Below are 20,835 nucleotides of genomic sequence, written 5' to 3'. Positions count from 1 at the left end.
TTCGGTTCTCGGCGGCGCTCGCAGGCCATGGCCCGTTCGGATGGCGGGAGGTGACGCCGTCTCAGCCGTTCGTGCCGGGCGGCGGTGTGGTCCGCGCGCGGACCTCGGGCTCCGCGGATGCGCTCCCGGTGCTGCCGGGGGCGAGTGGGCAGGTGCCGGAGTTCGATGCTCCGTCCTGGCCCGTCAGCTGTACGACGACCTTGCCATCGGCGTCCTGGCTGTAGGCGATCGTGCAGGTCAGCTGACGTAGCGCCGTGCTGTCCAGCCCCTTCAGGGCGAGGGGCAGGCGGGTCGTGACCTTGCCGTTCGAGGCGGGCTCGACCTTGACGGTTCCACCGGGGCGGGCGGCGGGGAGGGCCGTGCTCAGGCCGGCGGCCCGGTCGTCCTTCCCCGGGCCGGCGAGCAACGCCAGGACGACCTTCTCCGTCGGCACCGGGCCGGCCTCTTCGCCGGACCCGTTCGAGGGCTCGGTCGTCCGGATCACGGCGCTCAGCCCTCCGTCGGGGGAACGGAAGAAGAGCAGCATGTCGAAGTCGCGGTCGAGGAAGGCCTGGAAGCTGGCGGGACCGCCCGCCTCGATGACGTCGGTCTCCTGGATACCGCAGCCGCCGAGGAGCGGTGCCGTCGTCGCGACGGTGAGGGCGACGGCCGCCGCACGTCGGCGCGTCCGCGCAACGCTCATCCGCCGGCCTCCTCCGTATGGAGCGGTATCTCGACGGTGAAGACGGCGCCGCCCCCGGGCAGGTTCCCCGCGCGGATCGTCCCGCCGTGCAGCTTCACGTTCTCCAGGGTGATCGCCAGTCCCAGGCCACTGCCCGCCGAGCGGGTACGGGCCGCGTCGGCCTTGTAGAAGCGGTCGAAGATGTGCGGGAGCACGGCGGGCTGAATGCCGGGGCCGTTGTCCGCGACCTCGGTGATCAGCACGCTGGGGGTGGCCGGGGAGCGGGCGTCGGTGCGCAGGCGTACCGTGACCGGCTCGCTGCCGTGGCGCAGGGCGTTGCCGACGAGGTTGGCGATCACGATGTCGAAGCGGCGCGGGTCGAGCCGGGCGCGGATGCCGTCGGGGAGTTCGACACGGACCCGGCTGTCGGTCCAGTGCCGATTCTGCAGCGTCTTGCGGATGGCCTCGGCCACGTCGACCTCGTCGGCGTTCAGTTCGGCCGCGCGGGCGTCGAAGCGGGAGATCTCGATCAGGTCCTCGACGAGCACGGCGAGCTTGCCGGTCTCCGCGCTGACCAGCCGGACCGCGCGGGCGGTGTCGGCGTCCAGGTGATCCGCGTCCTCGTCGAGGACCTCGGTGACGGCGAGCATTCCGGCGAGGGGGGTGCGCAGTTCGTGCGAGACGTCGGAGGCGAAGCGGCGGGCGCGGGCCTCGGCCTCGCGCAGTTCCCGTACGGACTGTTCGAGTTGGCCCGCGGACTCGTTGAAGGTACGGGCCAGGTCCGCCAGTTCGTCGCTGCCGCGCACCGCGATCCGGGTGTCGAGTCTGCCGCTGCCCATGCTCCGGGCCGCCTGGCGCAGTTCCCGCACCGGGCGCAGCACGCTGCGCGCGGCGATCAGGCCGGGTATCAGCGCGATGGCGAGGCCGGGCAGGGCGCCGTCCCGGCCGGCCATGAGGAGGGCGTCGACGTTGACCTGCTCGTCGGTCATCCGCATGACGGCGTACAGGACGAGTCCGCTGGGCAGCACGCTGTCGGGGCTGGTCTTGAAGACCATGGGCATGGCGATGGTCAGGTAGGGCACGCCGTCCTTGACGACCCGCTCGAAGCTGCCGTGAGGGTTGGCCCGTGCGGCCCGGCGCAGTTCGGGTGTGATGACGGTGGAGACGGGGTTCTCGCCCGAGGAGGCGCGGACGGAGCCGTACTCGGCGAACACCACCCAGGGGTGCGGCTTGCCCTTGCGGGCGATGTCACGCAGGAGCGACTCCAGGTCCTCCCCGCCCTGCACGGGCAGCCCGAAGGCGGTCTGCTGCACCTGGTCACGGAACGACGTGACCGCCGTGTCCTGGGCCGTCTCCAGCAGCGCGGTGCGGGCCTCACGGTAGGTCAGCGCGGCCGTGGTGCCGGCGCTGACGGCGGCGACCAGCAGGAAGGCGAACAACAACCGCGTACGCAGCCCGAACGCCCTGAAGCGCGACCGCCCGGAGCCGGCGGTCACAGCGGCCCGAAGCGGTAGCCGAAGCCCCGCAGGGTCTGGACGTAGCGGGGGCTGCCGACCTCGTCCTCGATCTTGCCGCGCAGACGGGCGACGCACGCGTCGACCAGCCGGGCGTCGGCGTGGTAGCTGTGATCCCAGACGTGCTCCAGCAGTTGCTGCCTGCTGAACACCTGCTCGGGGGCGCCGGAGAGGTGCAGCAGGAGCTTGAGCTCCGAGGGGGCGAGCGCGAGCGGGCGGCCGGCTTTGGTGACGGTCAGTCCGACCCGGTCGATGGCGAGTTCGCCGTGGAACTCGATGGCCTGGCGGCCCGAACCGCCGTCGTCCAGGCGGCGCAGTACGGCCCGGATCCGGGCCTCGATCACCTCGGTGCGGGCGGGCTTGACGATGTAGTCGTCGGCGCCGGCTTCGAGGCCGATGACCACGTCGAAGTCGTCGCCGCGGGCGGTGAGCATGATGATCGGCAGCTGGCTGTGCTCGCGGACCTGGCGGCAGACCTGTACGCCGTTCATTCCGGGCAGCATCAGGTCCAACAGCATCAGATCGGGGCGGAACTCGGCCATCGCGGCCAGGCCGGCCTCGCCGGTCGCGGCCGCCCGTACCTCATGGCCGCGGCGGCGCAGACCGAGTTCGACCCCCTCGCGTACGGAGGGGTCGTCCTCGATGAGAAGCACGCGGGGCATCGGTGGTTCTCCCTCGATGATGGTCAGGTCCGGGTCCGGGTCCATCGCCGGCGTACTCCGGAGAGCAGCGCGTCGAGTTCCGTGAGCCGCAGCGGACGGGCGAGCAGGGCGAAGGTGACGATGACGGCGATCGCGCCGGCAACCGTGGAGACCACCGCCCCCGCCGCTGCGGTTCCCACGGCCGCGAGGTGGCCCAGCGCGGTGGCCGGGACGGCCGCCGCCACCAGCCGCACCTGGGCGCCGACCGCGGACGAGCGCAGGGGGCGTTCGACGGCGAGCCGGCGGCTCAGCACCAGGCCGGTCAGCGCCCAGCCCGCGCACAGCGCCAGCGAGTACGCCGCGGCCATGCCCGTCACGGCCCAGCGGGCCGGCAGCAGGTGCGCGGCGGCCAGGGACAGTCCCGCGTTGAGGGCGACGATCACGAGGTTGAGCAGGAACGGCGTACGGGTGTCGGAGAGCGCGTAGAAGGCGCGGGACAGGACGTACTGGCCCGACAGGGCGATGAGTCCCGGCGCGAAGGCCATCAGGATCCCGGCCATGGCGGCCGTGTCGGCGGCGCTGGTCCTGCCGTATCCGAAGACGAGGGCCATCACCGGCTGGGCGAGGGCGAACAGCGCGCAGGCGGCGGGTACGACGGCCGAGGCGCTGACGCGCAGGGCGTGCGAGACGTCGCGGCGCACGGCGGCGGTGTCCCCGTCGGCCGCGGCCGCGCTCATCCGGGGCATCAGCGCGGTCACCACGGAGACCGTGATGATGCCGTGCGGTACGACCCACAGGGCATAGGCGTTGTTGTACGCGCCGTATCCGGGGCCGCCGCCGAGGCCCGCGGTCGTGGCCAGCCGGGTGGTGACCCAGTAGGCGGCCTGGTTGGCCAGGACCAGCAGCACCAGCCAGCCGGCCGCGCGCAGCGGGCGGGTCAGTCCGCTGCCGCGCCAGTCGAAGCGGGGCCGCCAGCGGAAGCGGGCCGCGCGCAGGGCGGGGACGAGGGCGAGTGCCTGGGCGGCGATACCGGCGGTCGTGCCCCAGCCGAGCACGGCGGTCTCGGTCGCGGTGAGCGTGTCCCCGCCGCCCATGGCCAGCACCAGGTACAGGCCGAACACGGCCATGACGACGAGGTTGTTGAGGACGGGCGCCCACATCATCGCGCCGAACCGGCCGCGGGCGTTGAGCACCTGCCCGAGCAGCGTGAACAGTCCGAGGAAGAAGATCTGGGGCAGGCAGTAGCGGGCGAACGCGGTCGTCATGGCCGCCTGTTCGCCGGTGTAGTCGGTGTACGCGTCGACGATCGCGGGGGCCGCCCACACCGCGGTCGCGGTGATCGCCAGCAGGGCGACGACGCAGACGGTGACGAGCCGGTCGGTGTATGCGACACCCCCGTCGTCGTGCTCCTTGGCGGCCTTGACCAGCTCGGGCACGAAGACGGCGTTCAGCGCGCCGCCCAGGAGCAGCACGTAGACGATGGTGGGCAGGGCGTTGCCGACCGCGTAGCCGTCGGCGGTCGGCCCGATGGTGCCGAGCGCCGCCGCGACCACGGCGGACCGGGCGAATCCGGTGGCCCGGGAGACGAGGGATCCGGCGGCCATGACGGCGCTGCCGCGGGCGGCGTTCGTCGCGCTCGCGCTTTCCGGGCCGGCCGGCTTGGTCGGTGCCGCCGGCGTCGTCTGCTTCATCGGCGGCTCAGGTACGCCTGGAAGGCGCGGTAAAGCGTGTGGTTGGCGTGGCCGCCCAAGGGTTTCTCCCATTCCCCCAACGTCTCGACGACCTGTCCCCCGGTGCCGAGCTTCCAGCGCAACAGTCCGTACGCACGTTCGTCTGGATCGAGTGTGGAGGGTACCCCGCGCATGTCGTACACGTCGGCGCCGAGCGCGTGGGCGTCCTGCAGCATCCGCCACTGCAGGGCGTTGGAGGGGCGGACCTCACGGCGGTGGTCGGCCGAGGCGCCGGTCTGGTACCAGGCCCGGCGGCCCACCGTGATCATCGTGTGGGCGGCGAGGATCTCTCCCCGGTGCCGGGCGAGGTACAGCTTCATCCGGCCCGGTTCCTCGGCGTTGAGCGCCGCGTACTGACGCTCGTAGTAGGCGAGGGAGCGGCCGAGCCGGAAGCCGTCGCGTCGCTCGGTGATGCCGAGCAGCCGGTAGAACTCGGGGAGTTCGGCCGCGCTGCCCACCACCACCTCCACGCCCTCCTTCTGGGATCGGCGGACATTGCGTCGCCACTCCTGGTTGAGCCCGGACCACAGGTCCTCGGTGGTGCGTCCGGCGAGCGGCACGTGGAAGACGTGCCGGGGCTGGGCGTCCCCGTCCCCTCCGGTCCCCTCCCCTCCGGTCCCGTCACCACCGCAGCGGTGCCAGCCCCGGGCCCGCAGCCGCTCGGCGACGGCGGTGCCGAGCGGGTCGACCTCACTGGCGAGGACGTCACCCAGGCGTCGGCCCGGGCCGGTGAGCGGCTTGAGCAGGGCGGCGTCCCAGCGCCGGTAGGCGGGCGACGGGCCGATGCGTACGGCGAAGGCGCCCGCGCGGCGCAGGTGTTCAAGGAGCGGACCGAGCCAGCCGTCGACGTCGGGGTCGCTCCAGTCGGCGACGGGCCCTTCGGGGAGGTAGGCGAAGTACTTGCGGGTGCCGGGGAACTGGCGCAGCAGCACCAGGGCCACGCCCGTCAGTCGGCCTGCCTCCGGATCCGGTCCCCAGCCGAGCAGTTGGGAGCGCCAGCCCTCCTTGACGTCGGCCCAGGACGGGCACTGCAGGAATCCGGCGCCGAGAGCCGCGCCGGCGGGGGTCGCGAGGAAGGCGCGGTAGGTCTGAGCGGTGATGGTTCGCAGGGCCACGTCCCGGTTCCGTGCCTGGGGCACGCGGCCGGGCGGCACGAGCAGCGCTGACACAGTCTGAACCTCTCCTTCTCCCCGGGCCTGTCGCGGGGACACAAAGGAGATTCACAGCGGCCCATGACCGCTCCGTCCGGCGAATGTGACCGGACCATGACCGTTCCTCACCAGTCGCCGTCACATGGCTCCGGAGCGGCTGACCTCGGGTTTTTACGGTTCTACAGTCACGACATCGCCGACTCACCCACCCCGTAACCGCCCTTCCCGGAGGTCCCGTTGTCGCGCACACGTGTACTCACCCATGCCCGCGTCCGGGCCGTCGTCGTGACCGCCGCCACGGCCGCCCTGCTGGCGCCGCTCGCCGCCTGCTCGTCGGGCGGCTCGCCCAGCGCCCCGGACGGCAAGGCGAAGCCGACCGCCGACGACCGCCCCGTCACGGTCACCGTCACTCCCAAGGGAGAACGGGTCCCGGCGGGCGAGCCCGTGCGGGTAACGGCCGCGGGCGGCAGGCTCACTTCCGTGACGGTCACCGACGCCGAGGGCCACCGGCTCCCCGGCAAGGTCGCCGCCGACGGCCGCTCGTGGGTCTCCGATCGCAAGTCCGTACCCGGCGCGTCGTACGCGGTGACGGCGGCGACCCGGACCGAGGGCGGAACCGTCAGGACCAGCAAGGCCGCCTTCACCACGGCTGAGGCGGACAAGGTCAACAAGGTCGACTGGCGACCGGGCGCCGGCGCCACCGTCGGCGTCGCCCAGCCGATCTCCCTGGTCTTCGACCATCCGGTCAAGAACAAGGCCGAGGTCGAGAAGCAGCTCAAGATCACCACCTCGAACGACACCGAGGGCTCCTGGGGCTGGATACGCGACTGGTCGGGCCTGGACCGGGTGGACTGGCGGCCCCGGACGTACTGGAAGGCCGGAACCAAGGTCACGCTGAACGCCGAGTTGAACGGCACCGACTCGGGCGCGGACGGCGGCTGGTTCGTACGCGACTACACGACCACCTTCACCATCGGCGCCCGCCAGATCGTCAAGGTCGACCTCGACAGCCACCAGCTCGCCCTCGTCCGTGACGGCGAGACGGTCCGGCGCATACCGGTCTCCGGCGGCACGCCCGGCGGCGACAAGCGCTCCTGGCGCGGAACCGCCGTCCTCATGGCCAAGGAGGGCACGATCAACATGAACTCCGAGACCGTGGGCCTGGCCGACGCCTACGACAAGATGGTCGACTACTCGATGCGGCTGACCTGGTCGGGCATGTACGCGCACGCCGCCCCGTGGAACGCCCGCTACTTCGGCAACGCCAACCACAGTTCCGGATGCATAGGGATGAGCGACGCGAACGCGGCCTGGTTCTACGGGCAGGTGCGGCCGGGCGACCCGTTCGAGATCACCGGCAAGGACACCAAGGGCGTGGTCGCGCCCGGGAACGGGTTCGGGGCGTGGAATCTCTCGTGGAGCGAGTGGCAGGGGAAGAGCGCGCTGCGCTGAGACATGTGACGGGGATCACGTAAAGGGGAAAACCGACGGTCCGGGCCCGGCGTCTAGCGGGTGTGAGATCAGTCAGAAAGGCACCCGGCGAGCTGGACGAGGAGCGACTCGTCCAGCTCGTTGCCACGGGTGACCGCGCGGCGTTCGAGGAGCTGTACCGGCGCACCGCGCCGTGGATGGCGGTGCGGCTGCGCCGGCGCTGTGCCGACGAGCAGATCGTCGCCGAGGTCATGCAGGAGACGTATCTGGCGGTGTGGCGCGCGGCGGGCGCGTTCGCGGGGGCCTCGGTGGGCGGGACGGCCGTCGGGTGGCTGTGGACGATCGCGGCGCGCCGCCTCGTCGACGCCTTCCGGCGCAGGGCCCACCACGCCGAGCCGCCGCCGGCCGCCGCGCTCGCGGGCGCCGCGCCCGCCGCCGAGGAGGAAGCGCTCGCGGTGACCGTCGGCGGGGACGTCGGTGACGCGCTGCGGCATCTGGCACCGGAACTCAGGCAGGTACTGCAGGCCATGGTGCTCGACGGGCTGTCCGTCCGGGAGACCGCTCTCCTGCTCGGGCTGCCCGAGGGCACGGTCAAGACCCGTGCCCGCCGGGCCCGGATCGCGATGCGGAGGGCGCTGACATGAGCGTGGAACACGCGTCGATGCGGATCATCGACGGTTACGCGCGCGGCGGCACGGACCTCGCCGCCGACGAGGTGTGGGCCGTGGAGGCCCATCTGGAGACGTGCCGGGTCTGCCGTGACCGGCTCTCGGCCGCCGTCGAGGCGCAGGCCCCGGCCGTGGCGTCGCTGGTCGGCACCGTGTGGTCCGGCCTCGAACCCCAACTGGCCGCCATCGCACCGGTGTCGCACCGACGGCACCGGTCGGCACGGCTGTCGAGCTGGCTGACGCCCACGATGGTCCCGTGGCTGGGCATGGTCGTGAGCGTGACGCTGTTCGCGCTGCTGCTCGACCTGGTCGACATCGACTCCGGCGCGGTGTCGCTGGTGCTGCTGCTGGCCCCGGTCCTGCCGGTGCTCGGCGTCGCGGCGTCGTGGTCGCGCGGTCTCGACCCGGCGTACGAGCTGACGGCGTCGGCGCCCAGGGCCGGGCTCCAGCTGGTGCTGCGGCGCACGACGTCCGTGCTCGCCGTGGTCGTTCCCGCGCTGCTGGTGGCCGGCTGGGTGACGGGGGTGACGGCAGCTCAGTGGCTGCTGCCCTGTCTGGCCTTCACCTCCACGACCCTGGCGCTCGGCGGTGTCGTCGGGGTGACCCGCGCCGCCGTCGTGCTGGCCGCCGTATGGGCCGCCGTGGTCGTGGCGCCGACCCTGGCCACCAGCCGTACGACCTTCGCCCTGCAGTCGGGCGGCATGCCCGTGTGGGGGCTGATCCTCACGCTCGGCATCGGTGTCGTGATCGCCCGCAGGGGCGCGTACTCCGTGCTGGGAGCCCACCGTTGACCATCGGAAAGGAACACCACATGACGCCCTCGGTGAGCGCGGCCGACCTCGCACCGAAGGCCTACGCCTGGGAGATCCGGGCCACCGGGCTGAAGGTCAGGGTCGGCAGGAATCGGATGGCCGTGGACGGGCTCGACCTGTCGCTTGGCATCGGTGTGCACGGCCTCCTCGGCCCCAACGGGGCGGGCAAGACCACCCTCATCCGGACGCTGGCCACCGTCCTGCGCCCCACCGAGGGCACCCTGGAGCTGCTCGGCGAGTCCGCGGGCGGCCGGGGCGAGCACCGTGCGCTGCGCCGGAGGATCGGCTATCTGCCGCAGGAGTTCGGCTACTACAAGCGCTTCACCGTGCGCGAGTTCGTCGAGTACATGGCGTGGCTGAAAGAGGTGCCCAAGGCGGACATACCGGCGGCGGTGCAGCGTGCCGTGGAGCGGGTGGGTCTGGCGGACCGCGCCGACTCGCGGATGAAGACGCTGTCCGGCGGCATGGTGCGGCGGGTGGGCATCGCTCAGGCCATCGTCAACGATCCGACGATCCTGCTGCTGGACGAGCCGACGGTCGGCCTCGACCCGGCGCAGCGGCTGCGCTTCCGCGAGCTGCTGCAGGAGTTGGGCACGGACACCTGCGTGCTCGTCTCGACCCACCTGGTCGAGGACGTCGCCGCCGCCTGCACCGACGTGGTGCTCTTCGCCGAGGGGCAGCTGGTCTTCCAGGGGCCTCCGGACGAACTGGCCTCGGTGGGCGGCCCCGAGCACGTGGGTGACAGTCCGCTGGAGCGCGGCTATTCGGCCATGCTGCTCAACCCGAACCAGGGAAAGGGGACCTGGTGAACACCCGCGTCCTGCGCATCGAACTGAAGCGCTCCGTCGCCCCGTGGGCCGGCGCCGTGGTCCTGACGAGCGCGCTGGCGTTCCTGTACCTGCTGAACGCCGGGTGGTGGAGGGGCACCACGGCGTGGACGGCCCAGTGGACGTCCCTGGCCATGTGGACCCGCTCCCTGCTGTTCTACCTGTGGCCGCTCGCCGTGGGGCTCGGGGCGCTGCAGGGCCTGCGCGACCGCCGCTCGAAGATGCCCGAGCTGCTGACGAGCACACCGAGGCCCGCCCGGCACCGCGCGGCCACCCTGGCGGGCGCGACGGCGATCACGCTGGCCTCGGCCTACGCGCTCCTCGTCCTCGTGGGCGGCGTCCAGGTGTTCGCCAACACCGACTACACACACCTCGGGTGGCTGCCGATCTCGCTGGTGGGGGCCCTGTTCCTCGTCGCGGGTGCCGTGCTGGGGATGGGGGCCGGGAGGGCCCTGCCGTCCGTGCTCACCCCGCCCGCGCTGGCCATGGCCGCTTTCGCCTTCACGGCCCTGATGCACATGTCGTTGGGCCGGACGCGGACGACGATGGCGGACGGGCTCACGAACTCGGAGCCGAACCGGGTCTCCCTGCTGTCACCGGAGGTGGAAGAGGTGCGCAACGTGTTCGTCACGCTCGCCGCCTCCGTGCACCTCGGGCAGACGATCTGGCTGCTCGGCATGGCCGCGACCGGCTTCGCGCTGCTGGTCGCCGCGACCCCGCGCACCCGCCTTGTCGCCCTGACGCCCGTCCTGGCGGGCGCGGCGCTCGCCCTGCTCGTCCTCCCCTCCGACCCGCGCCGGATGTACGTCGTCGACGAGGCCGCCGCGGCGCCGGTGTGCGACGGCCCGGTGTGCGTGACCAGGACGCACCAGCAGCGACTCGCCGACCTGGCGGGTCCCGGCAAGGAAGCGCTGCGTCTGCTGCACGACGCCCTGGGCGGACGCGCGCCTGCCTCGCTCCGGGAGAACACCGCCCTACTGCCCTACGGCGCCACGCCGAAGTGGTCCCGCGAGACCGTGTTCTTCGACTTCGACGACGACATCATCGCCGCCGCGCAGGACAAGGAGCTGACCCGGGCCCTGGTCGCCAAGGGCCTGGTGCCCGGGTGCTCCCCCGCCGGCTGGAGCGGCACGGGCGGCGACGACGCCGCGCAGATCGTCGCGGCGGCCTGGGTCCTCGGGGACCTCAAGCCGCTCGGCGACCCCGGCCCCGTTTCGGGTTCGGAGCTCGCCCTGGCCCGCCCGGCGTGGAAGGAACTCAAGGCGCTGCCACGGGCCGAACAGCTCTCGCGGATCAACGCCATGCACGCCACCGCGCTCTCCTGCAAGGGCGACGCGTTCGACGTGCTGACCGACGGTGCCTTCCGATGAGATGGCTGACGCTGTACGCGCGCTCGCGTCAGGTGCCCGCGTCGCTCGCCGTGGTGGTGATCAGCGCGGTGGCGGTGTGGGCACTCGCCGGGGACGGGGGCGACGGGCCCGCTGATCCGCGGCTGCCCGTGCTCGTCCTCGCCATGGGGGCGATGGCGGCCTCGATCGGGCTCGGCGGACAGGACGTCGCGCTGGACCGGACGGCCGCGATCCGCTGGGTGCCCCGCAGAGCGGCGCACGTGCTGCTCGCCGCCGCCGTCGTCGGCGCGATGCTGCTCGCCGTGCAGGCCATGGGCGCGGACATGGGCACCACCGCGTTCGTCGTCCGGGACAGCGCGGGCCTGATGGGACTGGCCGCCCTGGGCGCGGCGCTCTCGGGCGGCCAGTACGCATGGACGCTGCCGTTCGCCTGGCTCTCGTTCTCGTTCTTCGCCCCGCCCGCCACGAGTACGGCGACGCAGGTGGCGTCCTGGATGCTGCTGCCCCCCGGCACACCGGCGGCCACCTGGACGGCCCTGGCCCTCACGATCGCCGGCACCACGGCGTACGCCTTCACGGGGCCGAGGCGGTAGCCGGTCCGGGTGCGGCGCAAGGCGGCGCGACGGCGAACCACCGTCCACTGCCGATGTGTTGCCGTGTCACGGCCGCGCCACGGCGGTGTCCTGAAGGAAGGACAGGCGTGACCTGAGGTCTCTGGGGTTCCTCCTAGTCAGCACAGAGCGGGAAGCCGGCGGAGAACGCCGCCGGCTCCCCACTACACCCGCCCCGGAAGGACCCTCCCGTGATGAACCGCCACCTCCGCAAGGCCGCCGTCGCCACCGCCGCGATCACCGCCGGGCTGCTGATGACGGCGTGCCAGAGCGGCACGGACACCGGCTCGGCCGACAAGAGCGGAACGGGCGGCGCGACCGCGGTCGCGGAGAAGACGCAGGACTCCAAGAACTCCGAGAACACCGAGAGCTCCAAGAACTCCGCGGGCTCCAAGGGCGACAACGGCTCGTCCAATGCCGCCCAGCAGGACACCGGCTCCGGCTCCGGCTCCGGCTCCGACTCCGACTCCGACTCCGACGAGACCGTCGTCGAAGGCATCAACAAGGGCAAGGGCGTCAACGGAACCTGGTTCGGCAACGTCTCCTACCTGGCGCCGGGCAAGTACACGGTCTCCGACATGAAGGGCGTGGAGCAGCAGTTCCTCCTCGCCGAGGACACGAAGATCTGGGGCTACGGCGACATCTGCGGTGACGCGAACACCGGCGAGGGCGGCCAGGGCGGCACCGAGTGCACCGAGGCCGAGCTGGAGTCGGCCGCCAAGAAGGGCTTCAGCGCGGAGGTCGTCATCAGCAACGGCATCGCGACCACCGTCCGCGACGACCACTGAACCCACCCCGGTTCCGCCGACGTCAATCCCCCGACCGTCCGGTCCGTCCCACCGTTGCGCCTGACGTCGTCAGACCCAGGTGGTAAGTCCCGCCTCACAGTGAACGCACCACGCACGGTTCCTCCTCTTGCACGGCGACACCCCCCAACCGAGAGGAACGCGCCGTGCGTTCACGTACACCTACGCGTACTCGGGCACGCATACCCCTGTACCCCGCCGGCTCCCTGGTGCTGGCGCTCGCCGCCGCGGGGTCCGCACTGGCGGGCCCGGCCTGGTCGGCCCCCGTCACCGGACCGTCCGGCCACGCCGATCTGCGCGCCGATGTGAACCGCGACGGGCGGGTCGACGTCACCGGCGACACCGACGCGACCGGCGAGGACGGCTGGTCCGTCGGTCGTGGTGCGGTCACCCTGCCCAACATCGACGATGACACCAAGCGCTGCCCGGTCACCGGTCCCGGCGGCAGACCGCTGTCCGACGCCAAGCTGGCCGCCTGCAACGACGCCTCCGACAACTTGGTCAACGGCAGCGCGGATGCCGCCGACCTCGCCCGGATCCGGTCCGTGCCCCTGCCCGGCCTGCCCGCCGACGCCAAGGGCAGCCTGAAGGTCACCACCGGAGGCAAGCACACCCACCTCTTCCTCAAGCGCGCGGGCGAGTGGCTACCGGTGACGTCCCGGACCCGGCTGACCGCCGCCGAGTTGCACTCGGGTGCCGAGCTCGGCGTCGAGGCCACCGACGTCGTCCGGGACAGCGCCAAGTGGGACGGGCGGGCGGTGATCCGTCTGACCGTGGACTCCGCCCAGGGGACCACGTCCGACTCGGTCACCCTGCGCGTCGCACCGCTGCTGACCCAGCATCACCTCCAGAAAACCCAGCAGGTGATGGTCACCAAGGTCCGCGGCGGGGGCGAGTACGGGCGCCTGCAGCGGAAGTTCGTCAAGGACCTGGAGAAGGAGGTCAAGGCGGCCGGTGTCACCAAGCCGCTGGTCACCTTCGACAAGTACGGCGACCCCTGGGCCCAGGACTTCGTCGAGCCGGCCTACGTCAGCATGACCGGACCGGGCGGCCACCGGCAGGTGATGCGCGTGATGCTGCGCTCCGCCCAGCCGGACCGGGAGGCGGGCCGGGAGCTGTTCGAGAAGGTACGCGGGCGGGACGTCGGCGTCGTACAGGTCACCGACTCCGCGCAGCCGGAGGACTGGTCGCTCAACTCCATGGGCAACCTGGAGACCATCCCGCCCTACGCGCACGGCGGGCGCTCCTTCCCGGCCGGCCGCGTCATCATGGGCGAGCGGGGGGCCGGGGCCCGCCCGTCCAAGGTGATGCGCACGCTGCTCAAGTCGCAGGGGCTCCAGGACCCGCTGCTGCTGGACACCTCCTGGCTGGGCGTCGGGCACGTCGACGAGTTCGTGCAGTTCCTGCCCGCGAACACCCCGCGTGGCTGGCGTATCGGCGTCGCCGACCCGCAGGCCGGTCTGCGGCTGCTGCGCGACGCCGCACGCGACGGGCATGGCAGGACGAAGATGTTCTCCGTCCCGGGCCGCGCCGGCGCCCCGGCCCCGAAGGAGACCATCGACCAGGCGCTCGCCTCCCCGCACCTCGTCGCCGACAACGAGATGGCGGCGCGGCGCATCGCCGCCAACCTGGAGATCCTGGGGCGCGAGACCGGCGTCACCGACGACGAGATCGTGCGGGTTCCGGCCCTGTACACCCGCGAGTCGGAGGCACCGACCGACGACGGACAGGCCATCCCCGTGCCGCGCCTGACGCGCATGGGCGCCGGCTCCCCCCTCGTGGACACCCTTGAGGACCGCGGCCAGCAGAAGTGGCTCGCCGAGAACCCGGCCGCCTCGGTCATGACCAGCGCATACGTCCCCGGAGCCGTCAACGGCGTGCTCCTGGCCCGCGACCGCTACCTCGCCCCGCGCCAGTGGGGCCCCGTCGTGGGCGGCAAGGACCTCTTCACGGAAGCGGTGACCGCCGTGTACCGGAAGGTCGGCTTCAAGGTGTCGTACATCGACGACTGGTACACGTACCACCTCGGCATGGGCGAGGTGCACTGCGGCACCAACACCCTGCGCGACGCGTCGGCCGCGTGGTGGCGGCTCCGGTAGCCGATGACTCCAGTCCGTCCATAACCCGGACCGGCCGTCACGTACGGCTGGTCCGGTCGGCCCCGGCCCACGCCCGCCGTTCCCGGCCGCGTGGGTCGTCGAGCTGCGTCCATTCGGCGTTGATCCGCATCGTGGCCCGGCGCTCCTTGTCGTACGGGTCCCAGCCGGGGTTGCCCGTCCTGGCGAACCGGACCCACGCCCGGTGCATGCGGGCGGCGAGGTCCGCGGGAGGCTCGTCGGGGCCGAGCAGGCCGGCGGGTCCGTGCAGCCGGGGCAGATGGGCGAGGTCGAAGACGAAGGGGAGCTCCATCGTGTGGGTCGCGCCGAGCTGTCCGTCCAGGGCGTGGGAGCGCCAGGCGAACTCGTAGCTGAAGGTGGCGGACTCCGGGTGGGCCGCATGTGCTTCGGCCAGGGCCCTACTGCCCGCGCCGAACAGGGCGTCGCCCATGACTGCGGAGCGCAGCTCGCCGAAGGACGCCTCGGGACGCGTTTTCCTGTAGGTGAGGACGAGCCGGCCCGGATCAGGGTGCGAGCGCGCTGCCTCGGCGTCGACGTCAGCGGCGGTCGAGGTGCCGTACCTGCCCACGGGGACCAGATAGAGGTTGCCCTCCTCGGTGTTGGTCCCGATGAGCAGGTCGATGCCGGCGCCGAGTCCGGCGGCCACGGAGCGGGCGGGCTGCGTGTCGAGGACCAGGCTGAAGGGGCTGAGCCCGACGAGTGGGTCGGTGTGCGTCTCGGTCCGCAGGTCGATGCCCGCGAGCCGGGACGCCGCATCGAGCAGGCGCTCGTCGGAGACCTCCGCGAAGGCGTCGACGCGTGGCTCGATGCCCAGGGCTTCGGCCGCCGCCCTGGTGACGCGCTCGGCCTGCTCGCTCGTGAACGCGCCCAGGCCGCTGCCGCTTTGGACGATCGCCCGGCGGAAGAGGCCCGCGGCCTCGGGGGTCGCGAGGACGCCGCCGACGATGGTCGCCCCGGCCGACTGGCCGAAGAGGGTGACCTGGTGCGGGTCACCGCCGAATGCAGCGATGTTCTCCTGGACCCAGGTCAGCGCCGCGACGACGTCGAGCAGGCCCCGGTTGGCGGGTGCTCCGGGCAGGTGGAGGAACCCGGGGATGCCGAGGCGGTAGTTGAGGGTGACCAGGACGACGCCGTCACGGGCGAAGGCGGAGCCGTCGTACATCGCGGAGCGCGTCGAGCCGGCGACGAATCCGCCGCCGTGGACGAACACCATGACGGGCAGGCCGCCGCCCGCGGCCGCGGGCGTGAAGACGTTGACGGTGAGGTAGTCCTCCCCACGGCTCCAACCGGTGCCGAAGTAGGGGGACATGTCCACGCTGCCGAGCCTGCGCTCGGTTTGCGGGGCGTTGGGCCCCGGCACCGTGGCGTCCCGTATGCCGTCCCAGGACGCATGCGGCTGCGGCCGGGCGAACCGGGCGGCGCCGTGCGGAGGGGCGGCGTAGGGGATGTTCAGGAAGACGGCGGTGTCGCCTTGGCCGACGCCGCGGACCGCTCCTTGTGCGGTGGTCACGACCGGGTGGTGAGGGTGGTGCACAGTCATTCCCTTCTACGGGCCGTAGCCCTGGGGGCGGTGTCAGTACCGGGCGAACGGTGCCCACTTGCGGATCGCGAAGCCGCTGCCCATGTCCTTGACCTCCAGGGCGCTGTGGCCGCTGAAGTGGGCGGGCAGCACGAGGGCGGTGTTGTCGACGGCCCAGCCGAGCAGCCTGCGGCGGGTCCAGCGGGCCTGCGCGGGGTCCTCGCAGAAGCAGCTGTTGTGTTCCGGGTGCGTGACCTGCAGCGGGGTGTGCAACAGGTCGCCGGCGAACAGGGCTCGGTCGCGGCCGGAATGCAGTTTGACGACGCTGGACCCGGGAGTGTGGCCGGGTGCTGCTTCCAGGCGCAGGTGCGCGTCGATGGGGTGGCTCGTCTCCCACAGCTGTACCTGGCCCGCGGCGTGCACGGGCGCGACGCTGTCCTCGAAGACGTTCTCGTTGACGCCTCCGGCGATGTCCGGGTTGTTCGCCGGGTTCCAGAAGTCGAAGTCGGCCTTGGGCATCAGGTAGGTGGCGTTCGGGAAGGTGGGCACCCAGACGCCGTCGACGAGGCGGGTGTTCCAGCCGACGTGGTCCACGTGCAGGTGCGTGTTGACCACCACGTCGACGTCCTCGGGCCGCACACCGGCGCGGGCGAGGTTGCCGAGGTAGTCGAGCTGCAGGTGGTCCCACGCGGCGACGGCCGGGCGGGCCTTGTCGTTGCCGACACCGGTGTCGACCAGGATGGTCCTCCCGCCGCTGCGCAACAGCCACGTCTGCATGGCGACATGGACCATGGCGTCCTCGGCACCCAGGTGGTCGGGCACGAGCGACTCGCGGTGGTCGCGCCAGGCCTGCTCGGGCAGGTCCGGGAAGAACTGGTCCGCGGGCATGATCGGCCCGTGCATCTCTTCGATCCGGGTGACGGTGACCTCGCCCAGAGTGATCTCGTATGCGTCTTGCATGGTGCTTCTCCGTACGGTTCGGTTTTACTCGGGTCGGTTCTTGTGCCTGCGGCCCTACCGGGACAGGCGGGCGCGGATCAGGTTGGGGTCCTTGCCGGTGAGCCAGCCGGCGCTCAGCACATGGACGGTGGCGCCGCGCAGGGCGATGGAGGTCGGGTTCTGCAGGCCGTCGGCCGAGGTCAGCACGGTGGAGCGGCTGCCGTCGGACTGGACGAGCGCGACTTCGTTCGGCCCGTCGAGGGCGGCCAGCAGCTGGTCGCCGCGGCCGGTGAAGGCGATGTCGTCGATCCCCGGGAGGCCGGTGGCCCTGGTCCGGACATCGCCGGCGCGTCCGTCCCGGCGGACGGGGATGCGCAGGACGGTGCCCTTGTCGAAGTTGGTGGCCCAGAGCGCCCCGTTGTGGATCTTCAGGCCGTTGGCGCCGAGAAAGCCGGCGGAGGCCAGCTCGGGAGCGGTGGACCAGGCGGTGGGAGCGCCGCCGGCGGTGGGCACGCTCCAGATGGTGCCGAGCACGGAGTCGGCCGCGTAGAGGGTGCCGGTGCAGGGGTCCAGCGCCAGGCCGTTGGGCAGGCCGTCGGCCGGCAGCGGGGCGATGCGCCGCGGTGTGCCGCCGGGGCGCAGGCGCCATACGCCGGTGAGGTCGGGTGTGCCGGTGGCGTACAGGAAGTACAGCGTGCCGTCGGGGGCGCGGACCAGGCCGGTGGTCAGCGGGAAGCCCAGAGCCGGGGTGTGGACGCCGCCGTCGGGGGGTTCGGGGAGGGTGGCCAGGATCCGGACGGCGCCCTTGGGCGAGACCTCGGCGACCTGACGGGCCTTGGCGAAGGTGACGTACGCGGCGCCGCCCGGTGCCAGGGCGACGTTCTCCGGTGTCCGGCCCTGGGCCAGGTCGAAGTGCGCGGCGATCCGGGCGCCGCTCAGCGGCGGGGAGACGGCCGAGGCGGGAGCGGGATGCGCGGCAGCCGCAACGGCCGCGACCAGGACGCCCACCGTCACTGCGGACCTCTTGAGCTTCTTGATCTTCTTGAACATGGTTCCTTCGCTGTTTTCGGGCATGCGGCAGCAGCACGCCGACGCATGGGTGGGGATACGTGGGTGGGATGGCGATGTGGGTGAGGGGTCAGCCCTTGTCTGCGCGGGGCAGCGTCCGCGCCGGGGCCGCCGAGGAGTCGGCCTGCGTGGTGGGGCGGCCGGTGGCCTGGGCGAGCAGGGCCAGCGCGGACCGCGAGGGCGAGCCCGCTTCTGTGGTGGCGACCACGACGCCGGGGCCCGACCCGTTGCTCAGGGTCTGCTGGATGACGGTCAGCGGGCCGACCAGCGGATGCCGCATCTCGTACGCTGCGACGGTGCAGGCCTTGACCCGGTGGTCGGCCCACATCGCGGCGAACTCGGCGCTCTTCGCGGACAGTTCGCCCAGCAGGGCGTGCAGTGCCGCGTCGTGCGGGTGCTGGGCCGCCACCAGGCGCAGATTCCCGACCACCGCCCTGGCCTTGCCCGGCCAGTCCGTGTACAGGTCGCGGGTGTGGCAGTCGAGGAAGACCAGTCTGGCCATGTTGGGACGCCGGGCCGGCAGGTCGGGACCGTCCGGGTCCAGGTGACCGGCGAACAGGGCGTGGCCCAGGCGGTTCCACGCCAGCACGTCGCTGCGTCGGCCGAGCACGATCGCGGGAACGTCCGCCAGCACGTCCAGCAACTGGCGGGTCGCCTCCGTCACCCGTTCCGGCGCGGGACGCCGGCCCCGGCTGCGCTGCCTGTCCACTCGGGCCAGGTCGTGCAGATACCGCCGCTCGGACTCGTCCAGCCGCAGGGCACCGGCGATCGCGTCCAGCACCTCGGGCGAGGCGCTCAGTGACTGTCCCTGTTCCAGCCGGGTGTAGTAGGAGGCGCTCACGCCGGCCAGCAGCGCCAGTTCCTCGCGCCGAAGACCCGGCACACGGCGGCGCTCCCCGTAGGTGGGCACCCCGACATCCTCCGGGCGCAGCTGTCCGCGCCGCGTCTGAAGGAAGTCGCCGAGCTGCGATTTTCCGTTCATGGATCCGAGTATCCGGCGACTGGGAACACACAGCCTGACCCAGCTGTGGATAGGCAGCGGTGGGTCTGGCCGACCGGTCCCGCCGTCGGTTGAGTGGGGTCGCCGATCCGGCATCCCGCACGCACCCAGGAGGACGCCTTGAGCGCCACCAGCACCGAACACGACCCCTTCGAGGCCTTGGACGCAGCCGATTTCGCCTTCACCAGGTGTGCGTGGGTCGACGCCGCACCGGCCCGCGTCTACGAAGCGATCAGCGACGTGTCCGCGATCGGTCGCTGGAGTCCGAACGCCACCGACGTCGCCTTCGACGAACCAGGCGCCGGGCCCCGGGTCGGCGCCTGGTTCAGCGGCCGCAACCGTAGGGACGGCAAGGAGTGGACCACCCGCTCCCAGGTCGTGCAGGCCGACCCCGGTACCGCGTTCGGCTTCGTCGTCGGTGGCGCCGAGGACGGCATCGTGCGCTGGGACTGGGCCTTCCGCCCCCAGGGGCGCGGAACCGTCGTCCGGCAGTCCTGGCACCTGCTGCGCCTCGACCCGGTGCTGGGCACGACCCGCGCCGACCTGGACGCACTCCGCCGGTACATGACGAGCAGCGTCGAGGCCACCCTGACCGCCCTCGCCGAATGGCTCACCGAAGAGCGCTCCGGGCCTCAGTGAGAAGAGTGCTCGTACTCGGGACGACGCGCGATCGCAGGCCGGCCGTCGGAGCCTTCCGAGCGCGGCCCGGCCACCGTGGCAACCGGCCGTGAATCGCCGGGATCGGCCGGCGTCCGCGGTCGGGGTCGTACTCGTGTGGGCGGGAGGGCCTGGTTACGGACGCCGGAGAGGAGCTCGTGCGGGCCCAGGCCCTGCCGATGGCGCCGGACGGGCCTCACATAACCGCCGATCAGGAGCAGACAGAGGACCGGGAGCAGCAGCAGGAAGAGCCCGAGCACCGGGTCGGCCGCGAGGCGGTAGGCCACGTTCCTGTAGTCCACCGCGCCGTCCGCGATCGCGGTCAGCACGGACGGCATGGCCAGGGTGACCGTCCCGCCGGCGAGGACCCCGCCCGCGGCGAGGCACGCGAGCGCCAGGACGGGACTCAGGGCCAGGGCGCGCAGCGCGAGCCCGGCGAGGCCCGGCCGTTCTCCGTCCGGCGTGGCCAGCCGCAGCAGCAGGACGCGCTTGCCCGGCGTCGTACCCGTCCGCCACGGAATGACGACGAACCACAGTCCTAGGACGGCCGGCGGCACGAGCAGGTCCCCCTCCCCGCCGGTCACCACGTGCGCGACGACCCCGGCGACCAGGGTCAGCAGCACGACGCCGACGACATCCAGCAGCAGCGCGACGAGACGGCGCCCGAAGGGGATCCGGCCGGCGGCGAGCTGGGCGAGCGCGCGGCCGTCCAGGGCGTCCAGCTCGGGGAGCGCGCGGACCAGCGGTCCGGCGAGCGCCCACCCGAGGGCGGCACCGGCCGTGTTGACGATGAGGTCGTCGACGGCGAAGAGGCGGTACGGGCACGAGTACAGGCCCCACAGCCCGGTGTACTGGGTCAGCTCGAAGAACAGGGATCCCGCGAACCCGGCCGCCGTGGCCGCGGCGAGGCCGCGCCGGAAGTGCGTCCGTACGAACACTCCCAGCGGCACCAGCAGGATCAGGTTGAACACGGTCTGCCAGAAGGCGGGGTTGTGCAGCACCAGCGCGTCGAGGGTGACGCGGTGGTGCGCCTCCTTCCAGATGTCGGAGAAGGCGACGCCCGGTGTGAGCTGGGGTTCGGCGAAGGTCGGATAGGCCTTGCAGACGTCCATCGACCGCCTCGGCAGGGGCACGATCGTCATGCAGAAGGCGGTGAGCCCGTAGAACACGCCACCGTACAGAGACAGCACCCGCCACCGGGTCATGACACCGTGCCGCCGGTACAGGACGATCGCCGTCGGCACGAACATCACGAAGGCCAGCGCGGGGAAGATCAGCGCGGCCGTACGGATCGGCAGGAGGTAGGTCTCCGTCATGGCGCCTCACTATACACA

Annotated in this window: 19 protein-coding genes; 9 read left to right on the top strand and 10 right to left on the bottom strand. The window is 72.2% G+C overall.

Going from position 1 to position 20,835, the window contains the following annotated elements:
• Window positions 1–61 precede the first annotated feature (61 nt).
• The 5 genes from OG254_RS26210 to OG254_RS26190 are packed head-to-tail and all read right to left on the bottom strand — an operon-like array spanning window position 62 to window position 5,715.
• Window positions 62–682, bottom strand: a complete 621-nt coding sequence (locus OG254_RS26210; RefSeq protein WP_405586151.1) for a hypothetical protein — start codon at window positions 680–682, stop codon at window positions 62–64.
• Window positions 679–2,157, bottom strand: a complete 1,479-nt coding sequence (locus tag OG254_RS26205) for an ATP-binding protein (protein WP_405586148.1) — start codon at window positions 2,155–2,157, stop codon at window positions 679–681. Before OG254_RS26205 ends, OG254_RS26210 begins: the two co-directional genes overlap by 4 nt.
• On the bottom strand, window positions 2,154–2,837 hold the full coding sequence (locus OG254_RS26200) for a response regulator (RefSeq protein ID WP_405586145.1): 684 nt from the start codon (window positions 2,835–2,837) through the stop codon (window positions 2,154–2,156). The genes OG254_RS26205 and OG254_RS26200 overlap by 4 nt, the downstream gene beginning before the upstream one ends.
• Before the next feature lie 23 nt (window positions 2,838–2,860).
• Window positions 2,861–4,507, bottom strand: a complete 1,647-nt coding sequence (gene murJ, locus OG254_RS26195; protein WP_405586142.1) for a murein biosynthesis integral membrane protein MurJ — start codon at window positions 4,505–4,507, stop codon at window positions 2,861–2,863.
• Window positions 4,504–5,715, bottom strand: coding sequence for a lipid II:glycine glycyltransferase FemX (locus tag OG254_RS26190; RefSeq protein WP_405586139.1), 1,212 nt, complete (start codon window positions 5,713–5,715; stop codon window positions 4,504–4,506). Before OG254_RS26190 ends, murJ begins: the two co-directional genes overlap by 4 nt.
• Before the next feature lie 219 nt (window positions 5,716–5,934).
• Between OG254_RS26190 and OG254_RS26185 the strand changes: the two genes are divergently transcribed.
• From OG254_RS26185 to OG254_RS26150, 8 genes are all read left to right on the top strand, one after another.
• Window positions 5,935–7,149: an Ig-like domain-containing protein gene (locus OG254_RS26185; protein WP_405586136.1), complete on the top strand. Its 1,215-nt coding sequence runs from the start codon at window positions 5,935–5,937 to the stop codon at window positions 7,147–7,149.
• Window positions 7,150–7,211: 62 nt separating this feature from the next.
• Window positions 7,212–7,772 carry an RNA polymerase sigma factor gene (locus OG254_RS26180; RefSeq protein WP_405586134.1) on the top strand — a complete coding sequence of 187 codons (561 nt, stop codon included), beginning with the start codon at window positions 7,212–7,214 and terminating at the stop codon, window positions 7,770–7,772.
• Window positions 7,769–8,587 (top strand): zf-HC2 domain-containing protein, encoded by an 819-nt coding sequence (locus OG254_RS26175; protein ID WP_405586131.1) that lies wholly within the window; start codon window positions 7,769–7,771, stop codon window positions 8,585–8,587. The genes OG254_RS26180 and OG254_RS26175 overlap by 4 nt, the downstream gene beginning before the upstream one ends.
• 20 nt (window positions 8,588–8,607) lie before the next feature.
• Window positions 8,608–9,417, top strand: coding sequence for an ABC transporter ATP-binding protein (locus OG254_RS26170; RefSeq protein WP_405586129.1), 810 nt, complete (start codon window positions 8,608–8,610; stop codon window positions 9,415–9,417).
• The gene (locus OG254_RS26165; protein WP_405586126.1) at window positions 9,414–10,805 is read left to right on the top strand and encodes a hypothetical protein; all 1,392 of its coding nucleotides are present in this window, start codon (window positions 9,414–9,416) and stop codon (window positions 10,803–10,805) included. Before OG254_RS26170 ends, OG254_RS26165 begins: the two co-directional genes overlap by 4 nt.
• Window positions 10,802–11,377: a hypothetical protein gene (locus OG254_RS26160; protein WP_405586123.1), complete on the top strand. Its 576-nt coding sequence runs from the start codon at window positions 10,802–10,804 to the stop codon at window positions 11,375–11,377. Before OG254_RS26165 ends, OG254_RS26160 begins: the two co-directional genes overlap by 4 nt.
• Before the next feature lie 212 nt (window positions 11,378–11,589).
• Window positions 11,590–12,183: a hypothetical protein gene (locus tag OG254_RS26155; RefSeq protein WP_405586121.1), complete on the top strand. Its 594-nt coding sequence runs from the start codon at window positions 11,590–11,592 to the stop codon at window positions 12,181–12,183.
• A 224-nt stretch (window positions 12,184–12,407) separates the two neighbouring features.
• Window positions 12,408–14,300: a protein-arginine deiminase domain-containing protein gene (locus OG254_RS26150; protein WP_405595201.1), complete on the top strand. Its 1,893-nt coding sequence runs from the start codon at window positions 12,408–12,410 to the stop codon at window positions 14,298–14,300.
• A gap of 37 nt (window positions 14,301–14,337) precedes the next feature.
• On the opposite strand, the gene OG254_RS26145 is transcribed toward OG254_RS26150, so the two are convergent.
• The 4 genes from OG254_RS26145 to OG254_RS26130 form a co-directional block, all read right to left on the bottom strand.
• Complete coding sequence (locus tag OG254_RS26145; protein WP_405586119.1) at window positions 14,338–15,858, bottom strand: carboxylesterase/lipase family protein; 1,521 nt, start codon at window positions 15,856–15,858, stop codon at window positions 14,338–14,340.
• Window positions 15,859–15,891: 33 nt separating this feature from the next.
• Window positions 15,892–16,797 carry an MBL fold metallo-hydrolase gene (locus tag OG254_RS26140; protein ID WP_405586117.1) on the bottom strand — a complete coding sequence of 302 codons (906 nt, stop codon included), beginning with the start codon at window positions 16,795–16,797 and terminating at the stop codon, window positions 15,892–15,894.
• A gap of 54 nt (window positions 16,798–16,851) precedes the next feature.
• Window positions 16,852–17,826 carry an SMP-30/gluconolactonase/LRE family protein gene (locus OG254_RS26135; protein ID WP_405586115.1) on the bottom strand — a complete coding sequence of 325 codons (975 nt, stop codon included), beginning with the start codon at window positions 17,824–17,826 and terminating at the stop codon, window positions 16,852–16,854.
• An 88-nt stretch (window positions 17,827–17,914) separates the two neighbouring features.
• Window positions 17,915–18,826 (bottom strand): helix-turn-helix domain-containing protein, encoded by a 912-nt coding sequence (locus OG254_RS26130; RefSeq protein ID WP_405586113.1) that lies wholly within the window; start codon window positions 18,824–18,826, stop codon window positions 17,915–17,917.
• A 138-nt stretch (window positions 18,827–18,964) separates the two neighbouring features.
• Between OG254_RS26130 and OG254_RS26125 the strand changes: the two genes are divergently transcribed.
• On the top strand, window positions 18,965–19,483 hold the full coding sequence (locus OG254_RS26125; protein WP_405586110.1) for an SRPBCC family protein: 519 nt from the start codon (window positions 18,965–18,967) through the stop codon (window positions 19,481–19,483).
• On the opposite strand, the gene OG254_RS26120 is transcribed toward OG254_RS26125, so the two are convergent.
• Entirely contained in the window at window positions 19,477–20,817 is a 1,341-nt protein-coding gene (locus tag OG254_RS26120) for a VanZ family protein (RefSeq protein WP_405586108.1), read from the bottom strand. The two genes, OG254_RS26125 and OG254_RS26120, sit on opposite strands and share 7 nt — an antisense overlap.
• Window positions 20,818–20,835: the final 18 nt, after the last annotated feature.

Source organism: Streptomyces sp. NBC_01092 (assembly GCF_045039535.1).
Lineage (GTDB): Bacteria > Actinomycetota > Actinomycetes > Streptomycetales > Streptomycetaceae > Streptomyces.
The sequence above is the reverse complement of the archived record's forward strand: the minus strand, read 5'-3'. Positions and strand labels throughout refer to the sequence as shown.